The organism is Leptospira idonii (genome assembly GCF_004770995.1).
Lineage (GTDB): Bacteria > Spirochaetota > Leptospiria > Leptospirales > Leptospiraceae > Leptospira_A > Leptospira_A idonii.
The window spans coordinates 60,027-83,555 of the sequence record NZ_RQHW01000078.1; the positions used below are offsets into that span (position 1 = coordinate 60,027).

A 23,529-nucleotide genomic window follows, 5' to 3' on the forward strand; every position below is an offset into this window, starting at 1 on the left:
AACTTATCTCCTTGGAATACGAGGAGTGGAAAAAGGCCCTCCGCTGTTCGCTGCCGGCTTCTGTTTTTGAATTTGTTTTTTCAGATAAAAAACTTCTCCCTCTTCCAACCCGGATTTTAAATGAGTATAACTGTCATCGGATATCCCTAGAGTCACTTCCTGAGGGACATATTTTTCGGAATCTTTTCCTTTTTTGACCCAAACGAAATTTTTTCCGTTCTCTTGAAAGACGGATTCGTTCGGAACAACCAGAACATCTTTTTCTTCCGCAAAGATAAAATCCACAGTGGAAGACATACCGCTTCTTAAAAATTCAGGATGAGATAAAGGATTGATATCCACAGTATATACCGTCACATTATTTTCGGTCACAGCTTCATAGGCGATATGGGATACTTCTCCACGGATGGCTTCTCCCGGGAAAGAATCGATCGTCAGCATCGCCTTTTGTCCTTTTTTTATGCGGGACAAATCGGTTTCGTCCACCTTCGCCTGAACGATCAAAGAGTCGGAAAGAACATATAGAATGTCTTGTTGAGTGACAGTTTGTCCGGGACGTATATTATTTGCGATCACCAAACCACGAAGAGGTGCAAGAACGGGAGTGGGTTTGTATAGATCTTCCCATTCTTTCAGTTCGTTCGCCCCTTTGGCTCTGGCAGCATCGAGTAAGGCAGCTCTCTCGGTGGAACTCATCCAGGCCAACATTTTACCTTTGGAAACAACATTCCCTTCTTCTACAAGAACCGATTCGATTCTTCCCGCGATGGGAGGTTTGATCTCCAATCTGTTTTTGGGCTGAACGCTTCCTGTAGCTCTCACGAATACGTTTAGGTTTCCCCGTTTTACATTTAATTGTTGATAAACGAACTTTTCCTTTTTAGAACCTGCGAAAAAATAATAATAACCTCCGGAGAGAAGAACCAAAAGGGCCGTGGCCGCCAAAATCCATTTTTTATTCATCTGAAATACTCTTTCCTATATTTCTAAGCCAGGTTGCGTCCGCAAGATTTGCGTCTCTTTTGCCGGACAAAAGATTTTTTTCACGGTTGATCAGATCGTTTTCGATGATATCCCAGTTTTCAAAACTCAAAAGCCCGTTGGAATATTGAGACCTGGCGATTTTTGCACGCACTTCCGCCGCTTGGTAATAATTTTCCAGAACATCTACGTTGTCTATGGCATTCCTCAGAGCTTGGTAAGATTGTTCCAAAGAATATTCCAATTGGTTTTTTTTGATGTCTCTTTGATGTATCGACTTTTCATGTTCGGTGCGGGCGATTTTTACGTTATAGTAATCTGTCCCTCCGTTAAAGATCGGATAACTGAAGTTCAATCCGAAGGAATAGTTTCTCGGTTTAGGCAGCCAAACATCGTCTTGGCGGGTCATAGTGGCACTGATGCTTACGTCCGGATAAAACCGACTCTCCGCTACGGAAACTCCCGCCAAAGCTGCCTTTACTTTCGCTTGTTCCGCCATCAACTGAGGATGGTTTGCCACCCATTCTTCCCATTTTGTTTCTTTAGGAGGTGTCGGTTTGAGAAGATTTCCCGAAATTTGGATTTTTTTCTGATCAATCGAAGAAGTGAGAATTCTTTTTAACTCGGCTAAATTTACTTCTTCCGTTCTAGTCGCCTGTTCCAAGTCATACTCTGCTTGTTTGACGGCAGCCTCGCTCATCAGATAGGAACCTTTGTGCTCCCTACCTCCTTCGTATCGAAGTTTCACTAGATTTCTGTTTTTTTTCCTTCGATCCAAAATCTCTTCCGTAAGTGCGGTAAGATTTTTAGAATATAAAACTTGAGAATAAGCTACCCTCAGTTCGTAAGAGATACGTAATTTTGTATCTTCTAATGTTTGCTTTGCGACAACAATCAATGCTTCCGTTTTATCGAGAGTGCTTCTGTCCTTAAAGCCTGCGAAGATATTTTGATTCGTAGTCAAACCCAAGGAATATCGATTCACAGCTCCTGAATTGGAAGATGAACCCGCCTCTTGTCCGGAAGATTGACCTTGGGCTTGATTGGCGGCAGAGTTGGGATCATTGACCGTTCCCGAACCTGTAAAATTTCTAGAAGATTGACGGGCAGAAGCCTGTGCAGTGACAGTAGGAAGAAAGCCCGCATAACTTTTCTCATTCTCATAGATGGCTCTTTCGTATTCCGCTTTGGAATAGGCAAGATCGGGATTGTAATGAAGAGCATGATGCCAAAGATCAAGAAGATCTTTGGATTCGGCTCCGAGAGAATGAGAGATCGCAAATAAAAACAGACAATAGAATCGAACGGAATTTTTGGCCACTATGGATTGAACCCAAGTTTCAATGAAAAAGTTCCCCTGATTTTGAGAAGTAATTATCTTTTCAAAAATTTTACCAACTGCTGGAACTTCCCCCGCCTCCGAAACTTCCTCCTCCTCCGCTGAAACCGCCGCTAGAAGAAGAACTGCTCCAGGAAGAACCTGAGGAATAACCGCTCCCCCCACCTCCGTACGAACCGGAACTTCCTCCTGAAGAGAAAGAATATTCTTCCATTCTTTTTCTTCCATGAGGGGTAAGAAGATGGTATAACTTCCAAAGTCCTATTCCCACTGCATAAATCAGAAATACGGAGACACCTATATCTACTCCGTGTAAGGCGATCGGAAAAAGAGACCAAAATGGAAACAGAAAAAAGTAAAGAAACCAACCGATGATAGGAAGTGTAGCTGCCTGATAGGTAAAAATTCCCAGAACAAAAAGAACGAATAAGGATGCGAACAGACGAATCGGCCAAGGAATATTCTCCCCTCCTCCGTCAAAGTCTCCGAAAAAAGACAATGGACCCCAATAAGAATAGTCCTTGGGAGGTGCGGGCGCATAAGTTCCGTTAATGATTCCTAATATGGAATCGACTCCTTTGCGAATCCCCGTCTCGTAGTCTCCCTTTTTGAAATAAGGTTTGATTTCTCCTTCTATGATTCTACTGCACAGAACATCGGTAAGGACTCCTTCCAATCCATAGCCGACTTCGATTCTGAGCTTGCGGTCTTCCTTTGCGATCAGAAGCAAAACCCCGTTGTCTTTTTGTTTTTTCCCCAACTTCCAAGTTTGCGCCACTTCTATGGAATAGGCTTCTATGCTTTCTCCCGCCAAAGTAGGAATCATCAAAACCGCCACTTCATTTGAAGTTTGACTTTCATGATATCTCAGAATTTGTTCCATCTCTTCTTCGAACCGAGAAGAAACAGTCATCGTTTCATCGGTAAACATCGCTTTGACGAGAGGCACATCCAAAGCAAAAATGAAACTGGAACAGAAAAATAATGAGAAAGAAAATAAGAGGAATAAGGATCTTCTGGAAAGGATTGGATTTTGCATAAGAGAACCGGGCTTAATCCTATGCAAAATCAATATTTTGACAATCCCTTTTTCCCTGAGGAAAAAGAGATTCAAAAATCAAATATGTCTTCTGGAGGCTTGCGGATGATTGGAGATAGGAACCAAATCGGCGACTCCGGAAATGACAACCTCACCGCCGTCCCTTTCGTAATCGTTTTTAAAATCGTTCAAGAAGTCCAAAGCGGAATAACCCACAAATTTGATGTCCTCGCAACTGATTCGAATCGACTTCCCTAAAGGAAGTTTCAATAGAACTCTTTTCACGCTGAGAAGATTGGAAAAGATCAAAGCCTTTTTGATTCTAAGTGTGATTTGATTTCCCTCTTCCTTCATTTCCACGTGAGAGAAAAATAAGTTTTTGAATGGAACTCCGAATGCCAATTGGATGATGAGTTTGGTGAGTATTCCTGCGGCCACTCCTACAAGAAGATCTTCGAAGATGGTGAAGAAGATCGTTACCAGAAACACGACAATCTGATCCCAGCCTTTTTGATATGCATGAATGAATTCTTTCGGAGAAGTCAAACGAACTCCCACCATAATGAGAACTCCCGCTAGGGACGCCAAAGGAATTTTATGAATCAGTCCGGGAAGCAGAACGATGAAAATAAGGAGAAGAAACCCGTGGAAAAAATTAGACCATCTGGTTTTTGCCCCATTACTTATATTAGCCGAAGAACGAACCACTTCCGCAATGATGGGAAGACCTCCGATCCATCCTAATATAAAATTTCCAAATCCTTTTGCCACTAATTCCTGATTCATATTGGATTGTCTGCGGTAAGGATCCACTTTATCGATTGCGGAAGCGGTAAGCAGAGATTCGATGCTTCCTATAAGCGCGATCGTAACTACCATCACCCAAAAGATTCCCGTTCCCGCCAAACTAAAATTAGGAGTTATAATTCCGTCGGTGATGTGCGCAGGCAAAGTGACCAAACTGGCGGGACCGATCTTATAGGTATGATCCAGAAGAGTATAAGAATGTTCGTCTTCCAAATCGAAGTAAATTCCTAACACGACTCCTATAACGACAGCAACAAGAGGAGCAGGTAATTTTTTAAGAAATGCGTTTTTAGAAAAAGAGAGTAGAACCAAAACCAAAATCGCAGAAATTCCGATGGTTGCCACTTCAGGATTGATTTTATCCAAAGAAAAAGGAATTTCTAAAATCAATCCTCCTATCGTTTTGGACTCAGGGTTGATCCCCAATGCGATATAGAACTGTTTGGCGATGATGATGATCCCAATGGCGGACATCATTCCGTGAATCACGGAGATAGGAAAAAAAACGGTTAAATTCCCCGCTCTTACAAGTCCCAATACCACTTGAATGGCACCTGCAATTACGATGACGGCTAATGTGTATTCGAAACCGAGTCGGGCATCTCCCGCGCCCAAAGTGGTGATCGAGTGCAAAACCACTGCGATCAGTCCCGCTGCGGGTCCGTTGATTGTCACATAAGATCCGCTAAAAAGTGAGACGACTAAACCGCCCATAATGCCTGAAAAAAGTCCCGCCATCGGAGGAGCCCCCGAGGCCAAAGAAATCCCCAAACACAATGGTAATGCGATCAAAAAAATCACAAACCCGGAAGCCAAATCGGACTTCCAATTCTCACGAAGACCAGCTAAGCCATCTTTCGGAACCTTTTCTCCTGACATATAAACAAACACACCTTAATCATTTTTTATCTCTCTTGATTCGTTTTAGCTTCTTTTTGTTTTCGATATTCGTTCGGATTGACTCCGAGCTGTTTTTTAAATTCCAAATAAAATGCGGAACGAGAACCGAATCCTGCGAGTTTCCCCACATCGGCCACATTCAAATCTTTTCTTTCCAATAACAAACGCCCCGATTCTTCGATTCTATACTGATTCAAAAGTGTGGGAAAATTCACCTTAAACTCGGAGTTCACAATCTCACTTAATTGATGATAGGTGATCCCCAACTTATTTGCGATTTGTTCCTCATTACAGCTCAAATCCAAATAGGGCTTTTCCTCGTTCAGAATTCTTTGCAGATCCGAAACATATTTAGGAACATCGAGAAGTTGATGGATCGGTTTTTGTTTGGGCGTAATGATTTTTCTTTTTTCCAAATTACGCAGAAACAAAAAAGATCCCGCAGTGAAAAAAGGAAGAAAGAAAACGGAAGCATAAATTGCAAAGGATTGGTAAGGATAAAAATCAAAGTGGAAAAGTGTCTTAAAGAACACCAAACCTTGAAATACGAGCCAGCCGGTAAGGAAAAATTTTTCCTGAGGTTTCTCTTTTCCTAACAGATAAAAATGGGTTTTGAGAAGATAACCGACCAGAGATCCGAACAAGAACACGATCAGAAAGATTCTGAAATCATAGATGGTCGGATAAAAAGGAACGAAAAGATAAAGAAAACCTGCGAACGCCAGCATCCAAAAAGAAATATTTTTCCTGATATTTCCTCCGGAATACTGATCGAATGTCGCCAAATAAATGAAAAAGGCAAGATGATTGACCGCAAGAAGGATGTAGTAGGAATTACGGACTAGTAAATTGTAACTCCCTAAAATAGAAGCGATCTCCTTTCCATGCACCAGATAAACTAACAGGAAGAACGCCAAGTAATGAAGGGAAATCCCCCAATATACAGGTTGTTTGGTTTTCAAATACTCGGACCAACCCCAGGCGGAATAAATCATTGCCATCATGGCAAAAAACACGAACGTCAAGAAACGGAACATAACGACGGTTTTATAAGTTTGCTCGGATAATATGCGAATGGGATAGTTTAAGTCTTCATTGGAAAAAACTCTGAGATAAAATGTCCTTTCCTCCCCGGATTCTAAATTTGCGTTGAAATGCGGAAAGGGAGATAGAAAATTTAGCCAGTTTTCCCATTTATAGCCGCTATATTCATCAATCACAGCGCCGCTAGAATTTTCAGAACACAACTCTACGAAGGGGAAGTTAATCCATTGAATCAAAACCGAAAAGGAATCCGCCTGTAAGGATTCGTTTTTCAAAGTAAATTTTAGCCAAAGGCCATCCGGGTTCCTTCGAACACGGACGGCTTCCCGATTTTGGTTGGGAACCCATACCATTTCTTTCAAAGATTGGATGGCTTCATGATTGCATTCCTGGGGAGGTGGGGTCTTCCCAGGAATTCGGTATTCTACGAGGCGACTGATGTTTTCCCCAAAGAAAACTTCCGTCTTGAGGATACATCCCCCTAATCCCAAGGCCAAAAGGAGGAGGATTGGGAAAATACGTAGAATTTGTCTCACAATTCTACTAGAATTTTCCCTTGGACAAAACTATCCACTGTTTTCAGGCAAGATTTCTAACGGAAAAAATTTATTTTTTGTCTACATTTATATTCTTGGACAAAAAAGCGTCTATTTGAATCGTAACAAACAGGAGCAAATGCAATGGATATTCAAAGTGTATTAAACAATCTACTGAATCCGCCGGTCTTATTCTTCTTCTTGGGAATGGGAGTCGTGTTTTTTAAATCTGATTTAAAACTCACGGACGGAGTTTCTAAATTTCTATCTCTTTATCTTCTCTTCGCAATCGGATTCAAAGGAGGCCACGAACTATTCCATTCTCCTTTCGAACAGGAACATTTACTCACCCTCATTTCTTGTATGTTCATGGCATTGTTCGTTCCGATCTATTCCTACTTCATCTTCCGTTACAAAATGGATCACCACAACTCAGCCGCATTGGCGGGAAGTTTCGGTTCCATCAGTGCAGTGACTTTCGTAACAGCAGGCGCCTTTTTACACAGCGTAGGTTACGAGTATCAAGGTTTTATCGTTGCGGGGATGGCTCTTATGGAATCTCCAGCCATCGTAATCGCTGTCATCATCGATAGATTAGGCGGTAGAAGCAACAAAGCGGAAAAGATCCAATGGAAACATTTGCTTCATGAAGCTTTCTTCAGTTCTTCCGTTTATATTTTGATCGGGTCTCTCATCGTAGGTTATCTTTCCGGAGAAACAGGTTGGAACACGACAAAACCTTTTACGGAAGATATCTTCAAAGGACTACTTACATTCTTCCTTTTGGATAAAGGGATCGACGCCGCAAAACAAATGAAAGACCTCAAAAAAACGGGAATCTTTTTGGTGATCTCCACTCTTGCAATCATGTTGATCAACGCAACTTTGGGAATCGTTCTTGTAAAAATCATCCAAATGCCTTTGGGAGATGCTTTGATGTTCGTGGTTTTATGTGCATCCGCATCCTACATTGCAGTGCCTGCCGCAATGAAAGATTCCATTCCTGAAGCGAATCCAAGTATTTATCTGACTGTTGCCTTATCTGTGGTCTTTCCTATTAATATTATCGTTGGCATACCAACCTACTTTTATATTTTGAAAGCGATTGTAAACAGTTAGAATATTAAAAACTACGTAGGAGGTGAATATGCAATCTAACTTTCTTAAAAACAGGATTCTTTGTGTTTCAACGATCCTGTTCGGTTTGTTCAGTTACGGAATTGCTTGGGCGGAGGACGTTAAACCCGCCCCGCAAACAAATACCGCTGCTTCGACAGATGCGACTGAAAAATACAAGTCTCCGATGATCGAAAAAGGTTTGGATCCAGACTTCACTAAACACATGTTCGTTGAACCTGATTTGGCGGGAAAAGTGAATAAATCCAGCCAACTTTGGATCAACGATATTCTCAGAATCGGGCTTTATCTGCGTCCTAGACAAGAATCCAGATACAATATGGATTTTGATAATTCGAACAAAGGTTATGTGGATAGAACGTTACAAACCACTTCCCTTTATTTCATCGTAGACCCGAGTCCTTATGTAAGCGCAAAAGTTACCGTTCAAGACGCAAGAGTTTGGGGAGGAGAGTCCCCTGCTTCTTCCGGAGACGTGCGAGCCATGTTCTTTAACAACACTCCTACAATCAGCAATGCCGGCCAAGCAACCACTACGGTTCCGAACACTACGAATGTTCGAGAAGCATTTCTAATGTTGAAAAAACTACCTGGTGATGTCAAAATCCAACTCGGTAGACAAATATGGGCGTATGGAGACCAAAGAATGATCGGCGGAGGAAACTGGACCATCAACGGTTTATCTTATGACGGCGCCAGAATCATGTTCGAACGCCCCGATTATAAAATTCACGTTTTTGCAGCACGTCCTTTTTGGACCCAAAGCGGTACGAACGGAGTCGTTTCCGGAAACGATCCGAAAACGAATACAAATACGAAAGGAACAGACACCACCTTATTCGGTACTTACAACTCTGTGAAAATTTTGGATGAAGTCGTTTTGGATCTTTACAGTATAAACATCGTAAGAAAGTGGACACCTAATACTTACAATGCGACCACGGGACTTCCTAATATCTCCGCAGACGATCCTTTGGCCTTGAATCGCTCCCGTCAGAACGAAGAATTGTACACCGCAGGTTTCCGACTAACAAATAGAACAGCGAACAACTTTTTGGCGAAAGGAAGATCCTGGGACTGGACTTTGGAAAGTGCTTGGCAGGGAGGTTATACGGGAAGAAGGCTGAACGAAAAATTCCTAGGCCAAACCGTGGATACTCCTTACCAAAGTTGGAAAACGGAAAGAGAAAAATACGTAGGACAATTTCATATCGCTCAAACTGGTTATACTTTCTTCGAAAAGTTAAGAGTGGGTGCGCAAATCCTCTATGCTTCCGGAGATAAAAACAGATCCGACGGAAGCACATCCACCTTCCAAACATTGGTGAACCCAAGATTCGGAGTCATTCCTTACTTCAACGGAGTGGCGGGGATTTCAGAGAACATAGATATGAAAAACTTGGTTTCCAAAAGCGTAAGTGTAGAATACAAAACTTCTTCTTGGGGAACATTTCAAATCGCTTACTTTCAAAACGACAAAGCGGAAAGACAAGATGCCTGGTATGCCATCAGCGGTGCTGCAAACTCCCCTGTCGGAATCGGTACAACCAATTCTTCTCCTATCAGTACGGCAAAAGGAAGTACGGAAAACTATTCCGACAATCCTTATTCACAGCCATACTCTTTGGGAAAAAGAATCTACAACGAGGTGGATTTGACATGGATGGGAGTCATCAACGACAACGTATCCATTTGGGCAGGAGTAGGTTATTTACATGCGGGGGATTCTGTCAGCAATTACAGAAATAGCCCTCTTCTGTATGATTCCGCCTCCAACAGTTATCAAATCAATCCTAATGTCCTCTTAGGAAAAAGCAAAGTTGCCAGGGATGCTCATATGGCCTACCTGCAAGTCAACGCGGCTTTTTAGGAAAAAAATCTATCGATTTTTTCGGGAGAGTTCCTAACCTAGTAGGTGGATTTCGATTTTAGGTATTTTTTTGAATTCATCCACCAAACAACGCAGGGTTAGGAACAGTCTCTCCCGAGAAGAGATCCGAAGCGTGTCTCTTCTGATTCTGAAAGAGGAAGGACTGGAAGGTCTTTCCATGAGAAGGATCGCCAACCGATTGGGCTGCAGTGTTGCCAGCCCTTATTCCTATTACGAAAATCAAGTAGACCTCGTCAAAGACCTCATCAAACACGGGGAAGACGAACTTTTGGGAATGCTGAAAAATTCGATTCCCGATGAAAAAGCGGTCTCCACCTATCACAAACTAGCCGCAATCGCTCGTGCCTACTTTCGATTTGCCAGCACAAACAGGGAACTTCACAAAGTGATGTTCGTAACCGATTACGGGAGTCTCCATAGAAAGGCGTTTCCTCAGCTTCCTAAAAGTTATCGTTTCTTTTTAGACACCCTGAGAAAAGGCTTTGAATCGGGAGAAATCAATTATCCTAAAAATGAATACACTGCAATCGCAAGATTGATGTGGAGTTGGATGTATGGACTGCTCGTTTTGGATATGACTGGGATGCTCCGCAAAAGGAAAGCAAGTGAAAACCCCATCGAAGAAGGGATTTCCTACTTCCAAACCTTATTGCAAAGAGGACCTAACCCGGACTAAACGGCAGTCGCCGCTGTTACCGACTCGGTGGGACCTTGGAGTTGGTTCGGGCCTACATCCACCGGTCTTCTTTCTTTCAAACGCAGAAGCTCTTTCGAGATATATTCGGTCACCTGAGAAGCTTCCATCGGCTCCCAAATAGGATTCCCGACTGCAATGCGAAGAGGTTGGTTCAAATTGTACGCCTCTATATAAACGGGGAGAATCGGAAGATTGTATCTTTTGCTGAGGACCGCCATTCCACCGTGCATACGACGGGACTTTCTAAAACCTCTGAACCAAGTGCCTTCCGGAAAGATGCCCAAACCTAAATTTCCCAAATCGATTCTTTTTTTGATTTCCTTAATGGTTGCAGGATCACTCTCATTTCGATTCAAAGGAATCAAATCCATGGACTTCACGATACCTTTGATGAGTTGTTCTTTCCTGACTTGACCGGGTCTGAGTTTGTTTGCGGATTTATTTCTTTTTCCGGAATCGTAACTAGTCATAGCGGTGGAATAAATTCCGTTTTTCTTCAATAAATGCCGGATCATAAACGCATCGTAAGGCATGGAAATCAGCCTAAGAAACTTATTTCTAGGTTTGATATGGTTCGAAACGATGATCGCAGATTTACCTTTGAATTCTTTTAGAATATGCTCATTTTCGTATGTACATTTTTTGTTTCCGTAGATCAGGCGCATCGGTTTGATGAGGCACCACATAAAAACGAATCCGATTGTTCTTCCTAGATAATACACAATTTTACCTTTCCTATTGCTTAAGTTCGATCCCAAGGAGAGCCGAGCGGTTGCAAAAAACTTCGTTACAAATCGGCTTCAAATGAAATTGAAATGTCATTCCCGTACGGATTGCAAAATAGTTCAGAGAAAGTTTGCTTGACCAAAATCGGCAAACTTCCTCGTTTGAAATCGATGTTCCTTCGTTCAATCTATTCCTGCGTTTTCTTCTGTTCTTTTATATTCTCTTTCCTTTTCTGTGCCCCCGATTTTTCCTCCTCGCAAAACAAGGAACAAAGCCTTCAAAAAACTCTGGGAGCTTTTTTACTGGCGGACGGATGGGATGTTTTGGAAGAAACAAAATCCAAAATCGGAGCGCTGCCCGCAAGATCCCCCGGTTCCGAATCCGACACGGAAGCGACGGTCAACCTGGGAAGAAAAATCTTCTCGGATAGAAATTTATCCCTAAATCAAATTCAATCCTGCACCACCTGTCATATATTAGATGGAAGACAGGCAGGTACGGACGGACAATCCGTCTCCAGAGGAACCTTCGGCCAGATAGGCAGAAGAAACGCCCCTAGTATCCTTAACGTAGGTTATTTGAAAGTTCTTTTTTGGGACGGAAGAAAGTCTTCTTTGGAAGAACAGGCAGTGGTTCCCTTTTTGGATCCTTTAGAAATGGCGCTTCCTTCCGAAGCGGAACTTTTGAATCGTCTGAATGCGGATTCCCAATATGCGGATTTATTCAAAGCGGCCTTTCCGGGATCTCCTTCCGTCAGCATCGCTTCTTTAAGAATCGCTCTTTCCGCATTCCAGAGAACCTTAATCACTCCTTCCCGGTTCGATGATTTTGCCAACGGAAATATCAATGCTCTCAATTATTATGAAAAAAGAGGACTCAGAACTTTTTTAAATCTGGGCTGCACCAACTGCCACGAAGGATATATGTTAGGTGGTTCTCAATTCAAAAAACTGGATACGGTTTATTCTTATAATCCAAACGATCAAGGAAGATATGAATTCACGGGAAAGGACGAAGATAAAAAATTCTTCAGAGTTCCATCCTTAAGAAACGTAACTCTTACCGCTCCCTACTTCCACGATGGGAGTGTGAGGAATTTGGAGGCAGCCATTGCCAGAATGAATCATTATGAAGCTCCCAGAGAGATAAGTGCTTCCGAGATCACCGAGATGATTTCCTTTCTAAAATCTCTTTCCGACAAAAATAGGGAAAATTAATTTCTTTCATTTAGGCATTTAAGGCGAAGATCGAATTTTTACCGCTTGACCGATTAGGGTCACATTAAGATTCTGACATTACCTTTAGGGAGGAAACAGGTGAAAGTCCTGTGCTGACCCGCAACTGTAATACCGTTCGATCTTCGTTTAACGATGTATCGGCGGCAAGCCAGATCTTCCCCGCAAAGATTCCCTCGTGGTATAGGTTCTTTGCACACTTACCATCCTTATCCATGGTAAAGGGGCCCCGAAGGTAAACCGGGGCACCCGAATGGAAAATTTAGACCTCTCTCTTTCATATTCCTTAGTATGCACTAATGCAATGAAGGCGGAGCTTTGTTTTTTTGATCGCGCGACCCTAAATTCAATACAAGATTTAGGAGAATCTAAATGAAACTTACAACAAAACTAACAATCGTCTTAGTAGCTTTGGCTTTTTTCGCTGCTTGCGAAAACGGCGATAAAGTAGACAAATCCGTTGCGGACACCAACCTGTTGTTGGCTTTGGCGCAAAAAGCGCAAATCGATGATCAAATTGAAATTAAGGGAACTTATATTCAATCGAACAGTTGTAGCAATGGAAGCTGTCCTGCAGGCACTACAACTTCCTTAACCATTAGTTCTAATCTAGGTACTAAAACTGGATATCTTTACGTAGACTACGGAAGTTTCAGTGTAAATGCTGAAATCGTGGAATATAGCAATACAGATAGAGTATTCTATTACAAAACCAGAGGTCAAAGTAATATTTCCGCCTTTCTTTGGGTAATTACAGAAAGCAATGAAATTTTAACTTGCGACGTCTTCAATGGTAAACCTACGTTAGCTGAAACAAAAGCGGATCTTGCATCAAGAAGAGCTGCAGGAACAGTTTCTACGACCAACCCAAAAACCACAGGTTGTAACAATTTCGGATTTAACTTACAAACGAAAGCTTTCTAAAATATTTAACAAAGCCTTGTTCTAAAAGAACAAGGCTCACAATTGTGAGGACATCAAATATGCAGAATTCTAAAAAATCCCTAATAATACTTTCTACTTTTTTATTCTTCGCTGCAGAAAATTGTATGGAAGAAAAAAAGAACGACTCTGCTACTCTTTTACCGCTACTTTTGTTAGCTGGTTCTAATTCGTCATCCGTCGGCCCTTGTCCTCCTACTTCTTTACCCAGCGATATTCCAGTTGCTAACACAGTCGTTTCTGCAAGCTCCACAGTCAGCGGGTTCAATGATTCCAAAAAAGCGATCAATGGAGTCTGCGGCGGGGGGGAATTCTCCGGCTCACTCGACGTATATGCACTCAACCTAACGGGAGCAGGTGCTTCTATGGTTGTTTCTTGGGGAGGAAAAACTGTAAAACCGGTTACAGGAGTGGATTTTGTAGTTTATGAGAATCCTTTTAGAATCAGCGAAACAAGCGATCGTTATGCGTTTGATCCCATGATTGCGGAAGTATCGAGAGACAATGTAAATTATTGCGGCTTCACCCTAACGCATGATAATACCAGCTCTACTTTAAATAAAATCTCTTCTTGGCAGGGGTTCGGGGGTTTGCGTCCGGTTCTCTACAATATGGCGACAAAAATATTCACATTGGAACAGTTATTTACTTCTACCGGGGATGGATTTCTCACAGGGGGAGGAGACGGTTTCGACTTGGCGAATTTAAACGCAAGCACTCCTACTACAAGCGGCACATGCAATGGCACGCTCGTGACCAACATTCAAACGAATGGTTTTTTATATCTAAAAATGACTTCCGCCTCGGCAGTCAATAATCCGGCAACATCCGCTCCGTATGTCTATCCTCACAGCTATGACAATGGCCCGGACATTGACGGAGTCGTCGCTAAACAGGTGGAGTGAGCATCAATTACTTTCTACGTATTTTTTGAAATTATCCAGTATAGATTGCCAGCCATCTTTCTGCATCTCGACTGGGTTTTCATTTTCAGGATCAAATGCAATCATCACTTCCGTCTTTTGATCTTTCTCAAGAAATTTGATCAACACTTTTCTCTGATCACCTAAGGTGTATGCGATGCTGCTATTTTCAATGACTTCATCAAAGATAGCTTCGAAATCAAATCCGAAACTTCCATCTTTGGCTTCCATTCTAGCATTGTACACTCCTCCTTTCGTAAGATTCACAGTTGCAGAAGGACAATGCCAAGAAGGATCAGCGAAATTCCAAGAGGTAATATGTTTCGGATTTGTATAATAATCCCAAACTTTCTTTACATTTGCCGATACTAAAGAGCTAATTTCGATTTGTTGTTTCATTCTACGAATTCTATAGTGCATTTAATCGACAAGTCAAGAAATTTAAAATCATTATTTCTAACTCATGATTCCAAAGAATGCGTTAGACATAACGCATAACTATAAATTTACGTTTGTCACTATAGCGTCTACAAATGCAGCCAAGATTTGCCTTTTATGGAAAAAGACAAATCCGAATCGACACTTTCGGTTAAGGAGTATATCCGAAGTATCTTCCTTTTTCTCAAATCATCAAAGCAGGAAGAATCTCCAGAATATAAACGGAAGCGGAAACCAATGTAATACAATAAAGAAGAAACACCAACACTCTAAGAGAAAGAGGAGAAGCGATATGATTGTTATAATCTGCCAAGTTTCGGAGATGTTGATAAGTTATGCTGTAACGACGTTTAGAATCGTAAACTGCAGAAAACCCCTGTCTGAGAGAAGTCAAAAGATAATTCAATTTTTCCGAAGGCAATTGCAGAATAGAATTCAAATCGGATATATTTTCCCCGTTTAACCCTTCCAAACGGGAAGTTTTATCGTATTGAATGGTAGAATACAAACCGATCCATGTCAAAAGAGTGAGGAATGCAAAAATCCATTCTGCAAAAAAATAAGCAATGATTAACATTGCGACACCGCTGATCAAACTGAAGGCGATTCTAATATACAAATTCTTTGAAAATAAATCGTCGATGATTCTCCCTCCGTCTAACGGAAAAACAGGCAATAGATTAAAAAAATTTAGAATGAGCAATACATACATTGCCTGAACCAGATGCGGATTGTCTTTAGGAGCAAACTCAAAAAGCAACATACTCAATAAAATTCCGGGCATAGGTCCCATAAAGGAAATAAATACTTTCTTCAACTGCGAGGTTGCGTTTTGTTTTCCCATTGCCACAGCGCCCATAAACGGAATGAAAAAAACTTTCAAATCGGTAAAACCGACCGCTTTCATCGCGACGAGATGACCCATTTCATGAAAGAATATGATCCCCATTAAGATGATCACATCTAAAGGAGAGGAAGAAAAAACTCCGGAAAGATAAAAACCGCCGATAGACAACAACACAAACAAAAGAATCAAAAAGCGATTCGACTTTTGATCAGCTTCCAATTTTATATTTTCCCTATAACTTTCCACTTCTTCATCTGTAAAAAATTTAGTATTTGTAGTCATGGTACCTCGCCCTATCTAAGATTATAAAAACTCTCGTTGTCCAAATATCATAAACGAATACACAATAAGAAGAATGTTCTTTTCCTGTTTCCCAAAACACTTCTTACCGCTTATGAAAATCATATCATTCCAATGGGCTCAAAAAAGAATCTCTCTTCATATAACACAAGATATATTTCATCTATCGAGAAAATTATAAAATTCCAGCTCACACTTAAAAATAAAGAACAAAAAAACTTCCCTGCGCTAGCGATCGCAGCAAAAATCAAAACGAAACCTGATCTCTCTTCCGCCAACGAAACATAGTTCTCGCGGTGGCGTAGGCCAGGAGGGCCGAAGCTCGGGAGTCGGAACAGGATGTTCCGCGACCGAGAGCGTGAATTATGTTTCTTTTTTTTGATTGGAGCGAAGAGCGCGGTCGCGGCTACGATTCGTCCATCAAATAGATGCTATGCGAAGCGCCCAAAACCTTCTTCTTAAATCTAAATTCACTTAGTAGAATCCCCGATGCAGGACCACAATCTGACATATTTTTCATTTTTCCGCAGAAAAATAAATTTCAAATAATTCACTTGATTTTTGTTTTCCCTGATTGTATTTAATTACAAATTTTATTTTGTATTAGGATTTGCGAATGAGTGAGCATATTTTCAAACGAGCAGACGGCTCCGTAAGAGTTGCGAAAGGATATCGTCCTTCCAGTCCGAAACCAGGAACCAAAAGATTTGCTGCGGAAAAAGTAAGCAAACTTCCTCCTAAAGTGGATTTAAGAAAATATATGACTCCTGTGGAAGACCAAGAGTCACTGAAAAGTTGTACGTCAAACGCGGTAGCGGGTGCCTACGAATACCTAGTCAAAAGGCACAAAAAAATAGATAACTATGATGTCAGTCGGCTCTTTATTTATTATTCTGCGAGAGAATTGGAAGATGCCATTGACAGCGATGAAGGATGTTATATCGCTTCCGCCATCCAAGGCTTACAAGAATCCGGTGCTTGTTCGGAAGAAACCTGGCCTTATGAAATCGATCAATTTGCGGAAGAGCCTCCCGAAGAAGCCTACGAAGAGGCAGCCAGTTTCATCGTAGAAGACACGCAAGCAGTCGATGTGAACCTCAAAGCTTGGAAAGAAGCCCTTGCGGAAGGTCATCCTATCATTTTCGGATTATCGTTATTCAATTCTTTCGATTCCCAAAAACAACCGGGACTTGTTCCTAACCCCACAAAAAAAGAAGTCGCTAGAGACGAACATTCCGGCCATGCGATGTTATGCGTAGGTTATTCCGATCCGGATGAGGTCTTCATCGTCAGAAATTCTTGGGGAGAAGACTGGGGAGACGAAGGGTATTGTTACATTCCTTACGACTATATGATGAATTCCAAATACAATATGGGAGACAGTTGGATCATCAAACAACTCACCAATTTTGAGTTAGATGAAACTACATGGGGAGACGATACTTCGATCACAGGTGACTACGATTCGGAACTAGCCGATATGAGCGAAGAAGATTACGAGGAAATGCTCGATGCGATGGGAGACTATCCTCTTGAATTCAGGCTCGGGCTTATTTTATGTTACGCGGCTGGCGCGGACGGAGAAATTTCCGAAGAAGAATACGATGAAATCTCCACATACATGCAAGACACTCTTGAAAAATTAGGAGTGAGCCAATCTGCCAAAAAAATCCTGAAGAACTGTTACAAAACCATCGAAGAGGGAGACAAAAAGGATCTTTTTACAGAGTCCGTAGATCTATTGGGAGAGTATCTATCCAACGCTCTTCTTTCCAAAATTCTCAATGACATTCGCGATATCGTAGGTGTGGACGATTTGACTGATGATGAAGAAGAATTCGTAAACAACCTGACTACCGTGTGGCAAGTCGAAGACGAGGAAGAAGAAGAAGAAGAAGAAGAAGAAGAAGAAGAAGAAGAAGAAGAAGAAGAAGAGGAAGAGGAAGAGGAAGAGGAAGAGGATGATGATGAAGATGATGATGAAGATGAAGAAGACAGCGATGAGGAAGAAGAGCCTAACACAATGAAAGATATTGTGAAAGGAGTAATTGGTACTGTATTGGATGCTTTAGAGGAAGATAAGAAAAAGAAAAAGTAATCTACAAACCAAGAACAAAAATGGGTCGCAAGCAGGTAGACTCTATTGCGATCCATCTGCTTCACAATTCCAGCAAATCACTTGCTGGAATTGTCATTTCAGCTTACGTTTATTTTTCTGTTTCCGCTAAAGTAACGATGGCTTGTGCCCATTTTACATATTTTAGGTTCGCTAGATCTTTCACTGTTTTTACATTAAAAGCTTCTTTTAAGTGTTTTGCATCGCCTTCGCTCACACCTTGTAGTGCGTCTACGGGAGCGTCTGCGATCTCCTTAAAAGATTTTCCTTCGTATGCTTTATCAACTGCTTTGCTAATATTCATTTCAATACCTCTCCTGGTAATGGTAAATGGTTGCTAAACATGGCTAATGCCAAATAGAGAGCAACAATTTATTTTGTGAGAAGAGAGATTTCCTCAAAAATTAATTGTTTGGTGTATGTACTAATTTACCGGCGAACAGAAAGCACCTCCGTTCCTTAGAAAGTTAGGAAAAGATTAGAATCTCTCCTTCTTTCTTAAAATTACCTTGCCGGCATCTCCCCCAGTCCGAACATGCATTGATTTCCAGACGGAGGAAACTATGGTCTTTTTAAAATCCTTGCTGATCATTGCGACATCGATTATCGTTTGCGGGGCTCTTGGTTTCATTATCCCCTTTGTAATTTCTTTGATCGAACCAAAATGGGGAACAGCTCTCTCTATGGTTCCCATGCTGACTGTTCCCATCGGGCTAGTAGTAGGATTAGTTGCGGGGATTTGTATCGTATTTTTCTTCTGATCCTTTTTTCCCGTCAGATTAGAAAAGATGCCTTCTCATTTCCGCAGAAAGGAGAAGGCATTGCTTTATTATAAACTTCGTAAAAGGCGGATTAGGTAGAGTTTTTTACTACAATCATCGCTGGTTGCACAATTCAGTAAAAAGCTGCTTCCGCTTTTTCAATCTTATGTCTGATGAAAGCATGAGAGGGAAAGGATGTCCTGCTTCCAAGAATAGAAAAAACATCTCTCTGAATATTTGTAGCAAATTAGACAAAAAGTTTGAGAATTCAGTTGACCAAATCAAAAAAAAAAGATTCTTTTTCTAGCATCAGTCCTGAAGTACATTCGAGATACAAACCTTGAGCGAAAACTTATATACACAAAAGATATCGATTCATGACGAGATGCCTAGGCTCTCTGCACAGGCGAATTTATTTCGTTTGTTGTTAGATCCCTTTTTAGACTCGGTTCATTTTTCCGAAGAAAAGGGAAAAGCTTTAGACGCAGGCGCTGGTCCAGGCATACTTGCTAGTTTTCTTCTCAAGAAAAACCCCAACTTGCACTGGTCTGCTTGCGACATCTCGGAAGAGATGGTTCAGTATTGTAAACTTTCTTATCCTAAAATCGATTGGAAAGTTTCTGATGTTCGTGCGTTGGACTATCCGGACAATACATTTGATTTCATCTTCAATTCTATGGTCCTCATCCACATCAAGGATCCGGAAAAAGCGCTGAAGGAATTCTACAGAGTTTTAAAACCTGGAGGAAAAATCCTAATCACTTGTCCGAATGATAAAACTTTCACAGGACCTCCTGTTCTGCAAGAGATGGTCGCCAAACATGCGCAAATCCATCCTGCGGATAGATACGTGATGGAAAGAGTTCCTAGCTTGATGAAAGATCTCGGTTTTACTCTGGATGCCCGCACCGATTTCATCGCAACCAACGAAGGTAACGATGATAAACCTCAATTGGTTTACCCAACCATCCATTTGGGAATGATGACGGGCTGGTCGATGATGTCTTTTATGGGACATCCGGAAGGTATGGCGGATGTATACTCTCGTTGCCAATCAGAGTATATGTCCAATCGGGTGCGTTTTACCCTGAAAATCGAAACACATTTGTATCGAAAGTAACGGAGGCAATTTTGAATCAGAAAGTACCGAAGATTATCGGTGAATTTCAAACGATACCGGACAACTTACCTGCCGACGGGCAACTTAAGTTAGTATTTCAACCGATTGACATGACAACATACTGGCGTCGTTGCGGACTGACTGCAAATTTTGTGGCCGGTTTCTATTCTTATTGCTACGAAGCTAGCGATTCGAAGGCGAATTCTTTATCTACCATCATCAACGAATTATTGGAAAATGCATCTAAGTTCTCTAAAGCTAGAGAAGGCCGTATCAATATCGAACTCAAACATTACGGCAATCTTTTAAAGATAGACGTAACAAATGTTACATCTAAAAATTTAAGAGAAAGTTTCGAATCCTTTGTTTCAAGACTCCAAGCGGAGAACGTGGAAGAACTCTATTTTTCCACACTTGAGTCAAAAGAAGACGGGGACACGAAATCGGGTCTGGGACTTCTTATGATGTTGAAGGATTATCCGGTTCGTTTCGGCTACAGTTTCAATGAAATAGATGCCGATACTCATGAAATCACGGTGCGCGCCATCATCAACGTAGAAGAGATATAATTAGGCAAAGGTTCATGGAAATCAAAGATTTAGACTACCACATACAATATGACGAGGCCTCGAGAACGGTTAAATTCGTAGGCTCGATACGTTTGCAGAATTTACCTGCTTACGAGCCGATTAAGAACTTTTTACGTGATGTTGCGAAACAATGCCAAGGTGTTCTTCTCACTATGGACTTTCGCGAACTCCAATTCGTGAACAGTTCCGGGATCACCACACTTTCTATGTTTATCATCGATTCGAGAAAAAGCGCCTCTTATCAAATCAAGATATTAGGTTCCTTAAATGTATCTTGGCAGTCCAAGTCCCTTTCCAATTTTAAGAAACTTTGGGACCAAGTCGTTTTAGAAATCGCTTAAACAGTTAACAGCTATCTGACTATTCTTTACCGCCCATCTCATACAGTCCTCTGTATTCGAGCATGCGGCGGGACATCTCTGTAAATCTCTGCGCTAAGGTAACAAACAAATTCGTTAATAATTTTATAGCTAAACTCGGGCTTTGCAGTTCCAGCTTTTGAAATTCGTTCGGAGTCAAAATCAAAAGTTTGGCTTTGTCTCTGACGGAAATAGTAGCATTTCTCTGAGTTTTAGCGACAAAACCCAATTCCCCGAAAATTTCTCCTTGGTTTAAAATAGAGATCACGGATTTTTTTCCATCCTCTTTCTCAACATTCACTTCTACGGATCCTTCTAGCACACAGAAAAGTCCTTGGCTTTCCTGATTCTGTTTGAATACCACTGCACCCGGTTCGTATTCGATGAGATCCAACATGGAAAGAAGTTTAGTGGCCTCTTGTTCTGTAAAACCTCTGAGAAAACTGAGAACTTGGCTGGGAGGAAGAGCCATGTCGTGAACGATGCTGCTCCATACTTCCTCCCCTTCCATAGAAAAAAGGGGTCTTACATCTTTGTAGTTAACGAATTTAGTTTTGAACAGTTCTGCCAGTTCGGTTCCCGCAGGATACCTTTTGGCCAGCCTGAGAAAAGGGGAATGGATTTGACGCAAATAGTCGTTGTCGTCCAAAAGAAACGCCATAGGGATCACATTCCCGTAATCCGGGTGATCGATGTTTTTTTTGTACAATCTGTACCCTACCTGGCTGTAAAGGCGCACCAAATGAGGGTTGGTATCAATAAAATCGATGAGGATTCCGTTGTCTCTGGCATGCTCGTAGATCTTCATACAAAGCATACTGGCTGCGGCGGAGGAACGATACTCCCGTTTTACCATCAGCTTGGTGGACATGGACACTTTGTCTGGGTAGAAGGGGCGAAACTGTTCCATATCATACAGCTCTTCACATTCCAAAACTCCGTGCCTACGGAAGTTGATGCGAACGGTTCCTACCACAGTTCCCTCGTCTTCCGCTAAAAAAAGATAACCGGTATCGTCATAGGGCTCGTGGATTCGTGCCTTAGAATGGTCGGCAAAGGATTGCTTTCTGTTCATTTCCTGAACATAGATATCGTAACGTAACTGGAAAATTTTTTCCTTATCCTCTGCTGTTTCTGCCAACCGAACGCGGATCTGCCCCATTTGCGGTTCCTCCTAAAAAAATGAAAAATCATTTGCAATTTATGCAAAATGTATGACGTTAATAGCTAATTTTCTCCATTCTCAATATCGAAATATAAAGAAAGAAACCTGTAACCTATGTCTTCAGCCCCCGCTACCGAAAACCGATTCGTCCTCTCAGATTATTACAAAACGCAACTCAAAGAAATTGCATACCAAGGAGAATTGCGTGCAGAGACTTTCGCCACGCGGTTCCGATTTTTCTTCCTGGGGTTCTTGGTAATCTTTGCTACTCTCGGGCTGATATCGGGTCGACCCATCAATGAATTCTATTTTCAGCTTTCTGCAATTTTCATTTTGCTCTTTTACAATTTCATCGTCTACTTCTCTTTAAAGAAATCGGGGAATTACCTCAATATCTTTAAATTTCTTTCTTCCTTTTTGGAAATTTCATTACTAACGTTTGTTACAGGATACAGTGCCTACTCACAGAAGAACCCAAGCTTGGTCTATGCTGCGCCCATGGTCTATGTATTCTTCATTCTTATCGCTCTAGCCTCGATTCGAAACAATACGAAAACAATTATTTTCGCAGTTTGCGTATTACTTGTAGAGTATGCAACTCTTACGATCGTATTTTATCCGGAGATGTCCCAATTCAACGACAAGTTGATGGAGATGTCCTACCTACTCAAACCTCAATTCCTGGAAACAAGCAGTAACTTCTTCATTGTGAACGCTGTGCCCATGGGTATCTTCTTAATTTTATTGTACATGGTAGTTACTGGCGGATTGATCTTATATGCGATCTTAAATACTTCGCGCACTACACAAGAACAAGCAGATTTAATTTTTAATACCGAAAAGCAAGCCATGTTGGAAGAGAACATGCGCCTCGGTATGGAGTTGGATGTTGCCAGACAAATCCAAGCAATGGTTCTTCCTCGCAAAGAAGAATTACAAAAAGTAAAAGACTTAGAGATCTCCGCTAGAATGGATTCCGCAAACGAAGTGGGGGGAGATTACTACGATGTCATTCGTCATGAAGACGGAACCATCTACATCGGAGTAGGCGATGTTACCGACCACGGTTTGGCTTCAGGAGTAGTGATGTTGATGACACAAACCGCGTTCATCACAACACTTAGTGCTGCGACTCAAAACCTAAAAGAATGTTTGAAGGCGATCAATTCCATTTTGTTCTCCAACATTCATATCCGAATGCAAGACATTCGTAACCTAACTCTTTCTCTTTTTTCCTATAAAAACGGAGTTTTCACTACTGCCGGCCAACATGAGAACATTTTGGTCTATCGACAGGCCAATAAAAAAACGGAAATCATAGACACTACCGATAACGGTATGTTAGTCGGTTTGACCGAATCCATCGACGAATTCATTCATGAACAAAAATTCGAATTGAATCCTGGAGATATCGTTCTGCTTTATACGGACGGCGCTACGGAAGCTGAAAATTCCAAAAGGGAACAATTCGGTTTGAAACGCCTGGTAGAATCTTTGGAAAGACATGCAGGTTTGCCAAGCACAGATGCATTGTTATATGAAATTTACAACGATATTTACAGCTTTATTGAAGGTGTTCAACTCTACGACGATATCACCGTCATGGTGATGAAGAGAAAGGGAAAATAAATCTTCC

22 protein-coding genes are annotated in these 23,529 nt (G+C 41.5%); 12 read left to right on the forward strand and 10 right to left on the reverse strand.

Translation table 11 applies throughout. The features are described 5' to 3' along the window. Window positions 1–3 precede the first annotated feature (3 nt). The 5 genes from EHS15_RS17345 to EHS15_RS17365 form a co-directional block, all read right to left on the reverse strand. Window positions 4–963, reverse strand: coding sequence for an efflux RND transporter periplasmic adaptor subunit (locus EHS15_RS17345; RefSeq protein WP_135761858.1), 960 nt, complete (start codon window positions 961–963; stop codon window positions 4–6). After that, window positions 956–2,302, reverse strand: a complete 1,347-nt coding sequence (locus EHS15_RS17350) for a TolC family protein (protein WP_135761859.1) — start codon at window positions 2,300–2,302, stop codon at window positions 956–958. The genes EHS15_RS17345 and EHS15_RS17350 overlap by 8 nt, the downstream gene beginning before the upstream one ends. Window positions 2,303–2,372: 70 nt before the next feature. Continuing rightward, complete coding sequence (locus EHS15_RS17355; protein ID WP_135761860.1) at window positions 2,373–3,359, reverse strand: TPM domain-containing protein; 987 nt, start codon at window positions 3,357–3,359, stop codon at window positions 2,373–2,375. 78 nt (window positions 3,360–3,437) lie between these two features. After that, window positions 3,438–5,045: a SulP family inorganic anion transporter gene (locus tag EHS15_RS17360; RefSeq protein ID WP_135761861.1), complete on the reverse strand. Its 1,608-nt coding sequence runs from the start codon at window positions 5,043–5,045 to the stop codon at window positions 3,438–3,440. A 26-nt stretch (window positions 5,046–5,071) separates the two neighbouring features. Continuing rightward, window positions 5,072–6,646, reverse strand: coding sequence for a helix-turn-helix domain-containing protein (locus tag EHS15_RS17365; RefSeq protein WP_135761862.1), 1,575 nt, complete (start codon window positions 6,644–6,646; stop codon window positions 5,072–5,074). A gap of 144 nt (window positions 6,647–6,790) precedes the next feature. On the opposite strand from EHS15_RS17365, the gene EHS15_RS17370 reads away from it, so the two are divergent. The 3 genes from EHS15_RS17370 to EHS15_RS17380 all read left to right on the forward strand — a co-directional run bounded on the left by EHS15_RS17370 (window position 6,791) and on the right by EHS15_RS17380 (window position 10,350). Further along, window positions 6,791–7,765, forward strand: coding sequence for a sodium-dependent bicarbonate transport family permease (locus tag EHS15_RS17370; RefSeq protein ID WP_135761863.1), 975 nt, complete (start codon window positions 6,791–6,793; stop codon window positions 7,763–7,765). Window positions 7,766–7,793: 28 nt separating this feature from the next. Further along, window positions 7,794–9,653, forward strand: coding sequence for an alginate export family protein (locus EHS15_RS17375; RefSeq protein ID WP_135761864.1), 1,860 nt, complete (start codon window positions 7,794–7,796; stop codon window positions 9,651–9,653). A 70-nt stretch (window positions 9,654–9,723) separates the two neighbouring features. Next, window positions 9,724–10,350: a TetR/AcrR family transcriptional regulator gene (locus EHS15_RS17380; protein WP_135761865.1), complete on the forward strand. Its 627-nt coding sequence runs from the start codon at window positions 9,724–9,726 to the stop codon at window positions 10,348–10,350. Here EHS15_RS17380 and EHS15_RS17385 read toward each other — a convergent pair. After that, window positions 10,347–11,093 (reverse strand): lysophospholipid acyltransferase family protein, encoded by a 747-nt coding sequence (locus EHS15_RS17385; RefSeq protein WP_342775531.1) that lies wholly within the window; start codon window positions 11,091–11,093, stop codon window positions 10,347–10,349. The genes EHS15_RS17380 and EHS15_RS17385 overlap by 4 nt on opposite strands. A gap of 138 nt (window positions 11,094–11,231) precedes the next feature. Between EHS15_RS17385 and EHS15_RS17390 the strand changes: the two genes are divergently transcribed. From EHS15_RS17390 to EHS15_RS17400, 3 genes are all read left to right on the forward strand, one after another. After that, window positions 11,232–12,314, forward strand: a complete 1,083-nt coding sequence (locus EHS15_RS17390) for a cytochrome-c peroxidase (RefSeq protein WP_167884281.1) — start codon at window positions 11,232–11,234, stop codon at window positions 12,312–12,314. A 390-nt stretch (window positions 12,315–12,704) separates the two neighbouring features. After that, window positions 12,705–13,256, forward strand: coding sequence for a hypothetical protein (locus EHS15_RS17395; protein WP_135761867.1), 552 nt, complete (start codon window positions 12,705–12,707; stop codon window positions 13,254–13,256). Window positions 13,257–13,315: 59 nt separating this feature from the next. Then, the gene (locus tag EHS15_RS17400; RefSeq protein ID WP_135761868.1) at window positions 13,316–14,179 is read left to right on the forward strand and encodes an LIC_13355 family lipoprotein; all 864 of its coding nucleotides are present in this window, start codon (window positions 13,316–13,318) and stop codon (window positions 14,177–14,179) included. A 3-nt stretch (window positions 14,180–14,182) separates the two neighbouring features. Here EHS15_RS17400 and EHS15_RS17405 read toward each other — a convergent pair whose 3' ends face one another. Next, window positions 14,183–14,596, reverse strand: coding sequence for an SRPBCC family protein (locus tag EHS15_RS17405; RefSeq protein WP_135761869.1), 414 nt, complete (start codon window positions 14,594–14,596; stop codon window positions 14,183–14,185). A 223-nt stretch (window positions 14,597–14,819) separates the two neighbouring features. Further along, window positions 14,820–15,764, reverse strand: coding sequence for a site-2 protease family protein (locus EHS15_RS17410; RefSeq protein ID WP_135761870.1), 945 nt, complete (start codon window positions 15,762–15,764; stop codon window positions 14,820–14,822). A 634-nt stretch (window positions 15,765–16,398) separates the two neighbouring features. On the opposite strand from EHS15_RS17410, the gene EHS15_RS17415 reads away from it, so the two are divergent. Continuing rightward, window positions 16,399–17,880, forward strand: a complete 1,482-nt coding sequence (locus EHS15_RS17415; RefSeq protein WP_135761871.1) for a C1 family peptidase — start codon at window positions 16,399–16,401, stop codon at window positions 17,878–17,880. 109 nt (window positions 17,881–17,989) lie between these two features. On the opposite strand, the gene EHS15_RS17420 is transcribed toward EHS15_RS17415, so the two are convergent. Continuing rightward, window positions 17,990–18,202 carry a hypothetical protein gene (locus tag EHS15_RS17420; RefSeq protein ID WP_135761872.1) on the reverse strand — a complete coding sequence of 71 codons (213 nt, stop codon included), beginning with the start codon at window positions 18,200–18,202 and terminating at the stop codon, window positions 17,990–17,992. A gap of 259 nt (window positions 18,203–18,461) precedes the next feature. Between EHS15_RS17420 and EHS15_RS17425 the strand changes: the two genes are divergently transcribed. The 4 genes from EHS15_RS17425 to EHS15_RS17440 all read left to right on the forward strand — a co-directional run bounded on the left by EHS15_RS17425 (window position 18,462) and on the right by EHS15_RS17440 (window position 20,710). Next, the gene (locus tag EHS15_RS17425; RefSeq protein ID WP_135761873.1) at window positions 18,462–18,659 is read left to right on the forward strand and encodes a hypothetical protein; all 198 of its coding nucleotides are present in this window, start codon (window positions 18,462–18,464) and stop codon (window positions 18,657–18,659) included. 340 nt (window positions 18,660–18,999) lie between these two features. Continuing rightward, window positions 19,000–19,779 (forward strand): class I SAM-dependent methyltransferase, encoded by a 780-nt coding sequence (locus EHS15_RS17430; RefSeq protein ID WP_246052279.1) that lies wholly within the window; start codon window positions 19,000–19,002, stop codon window positions 19,777–19,779. Between the two features lie 11 nt (window positions 19,780–19,790). After that, on the forward strand, window positions 19,791–20,348 hold the full coding sequence (locus EHS15_RS17435; protein WP_135761874.1) for a slr1658 superfamily regulator: 558 nt from the start codon (window positions 19,791–19,793) through the stop codon (window positions 20,346–20,348). A gap of 14 nt (window positions 20,349–20,362) precedes the next feature. Next, a complete protein-coding gene (locus tag EHS15_RS17440; RefSeq protein ID WP_135761875.1) occupies window positions 20,363–20,710 on the forward strand; it encodes a slr1659 superfamily regulator in 348 nt (115 codons plus the stop codon). Between the two features lie 19 nt (window positions 20,711–20,729). Here EHS15_RS17440 and EHS15_RS17445 read toward each other — a convergent pair whose 3' ends face one another. After that, window positions 20,730–21,890, reverse strand: a complete 1,161-nt coding sequence (locus EHS15_RS17445) for a GNAT family N-acetyltransferase (protein WP_135761876.1) — start codon at window positions 21,888–21,890, stop codon at window positions 20,730–20,732. Window positions 21,891–22,391: 501 nt separating this feature from the next. On the opposite strand from EHS15_RS17445, the gene EHS15_RS17450 reads away from it, so the two are divergent. Next, window positions 22,392–23,522 carry a PP2C family protein-serine/threonine phosphatase gene (locus EHS15_RS17450; protein ID WP_246052281.1) on the forward strand — a complete coding sequence of 377 codons (1,131 nt, stop codon included), beginning with the start codon at window positions 22,392–22,394 and terminating at the stop codon, window positions 23,520–23,522. Window positions 23,523–23,529: the final 7 nt, after the last annotated feature.

Excerpts from the sequence above, each read along its gene's own strand:
- EHS15_RS17345 (WP_135761858.1), bottom strand. The coding sequence starts at position 963 with ATGAATAAAAAATGGATTTTGGCGGCCACGGCCCTTTTGGTTCTTCTC.
- EHS15_RS17355 (WP_135761860.1), bottom strand. The coding sequence starts at position 3,359 with ATGCAAAATCCAATCCTTTCCAGAAGATCCTTATTCCTCTTATTTTCT.
- EHS15_RS17360 (WP_135761861.1), bottom strand. The coding sequence starts at position 5,045 with ATGTCAGGAGAAAAGGTTCCGAAAGATGGCTTAGCTGGTCTTCGTGAG.
- EHS15_RS17370 (WP_135761863.1), top strand. The coding sequence starts at position 6,791 with ATGGATATTCAAAGTGTATTAAACAATCTACTGAATCCGCCGGTCTTA.
- EHS15_RS17375 (WP_135761864.1), top strand. The coding sequence starts at position 7,794 with ATGCAATCTAACTTTCTTAAAAACAGGATTCTTTGTGTTTCAACGATC.
- EHS15_RS17395 (WP_135761867.1), top strand. The coding sequence starts at position 12,705 with ATGAAACTTACAACAAAACTAACAATCGTCTTAGTAGCTTTGGCTTTT.
- EHS15_RS17400 (WP_135761868.1), top strand. The coding sequence starts at position 13,316 with ATGCAGAATTCTAAAAAATCCCTAATAATACTTTCTACTTTTTTATTC.
- EHS15_RS17405 (WP_135761869.1), bottom strand. The coding sequence starts at position 14,596 with ATGAAACAACAAATCGAAATTAGCTCTTTAGTATCGGCAAATGTAAAG.
- EHS15_RS17410 (WP_135761870.1), bottom strand. The coding sequence starts at position 15,764 with ATGACTACAAATACTAAATTTTTTACAGATGAAGAAGTGGAAAGTTAT.
- EHS15_RS17415 (WP_135761871.1), top strand. The coding sequence starts at position 16,399 with ATGAGTGAGCATATTTTCAAACGAGCAGACGGCTCCGTAAGAGTTGCG.
- EHS15_RS17420 (WP_135761872.1), bottom strand. The coding sequence starts at position 18,202 with ATGAATATTAGCAAAGCAGTTGATAAAGCATACGAAGGAAAATCTTTT.
- EHS15_RS17425 (WP_135761873.1), top strand. The coding sequence starts at position 18,462 with ATGGTCTTTTTAAAATCCTTGCTGATCATTGCGACATCGATTATCGTT.
- EHS15_RS17440 (WP_135761875.1), top strand. The coding sequence starts at position 20,363 with ATGGAAATCAAAGATTTAGACTACCACATACAATATGACGAGGCCTCG.
- EHS15_RS17445 (WP_135761876.1), bottom strand. The coding sequence starts at position 21,890 with ATGGGGCAGATCCGCGTTCGGTTGGCAGAAACAGCAGAGGATAAGGAA.
- EHS15_RS17450 (WP_246052281.1), top strand. The coding sequence starts at position 22,392 with ATGGTCTATGTATTCTTCATTCTTATCGCTCTAGCCTCGATTCGAAAC.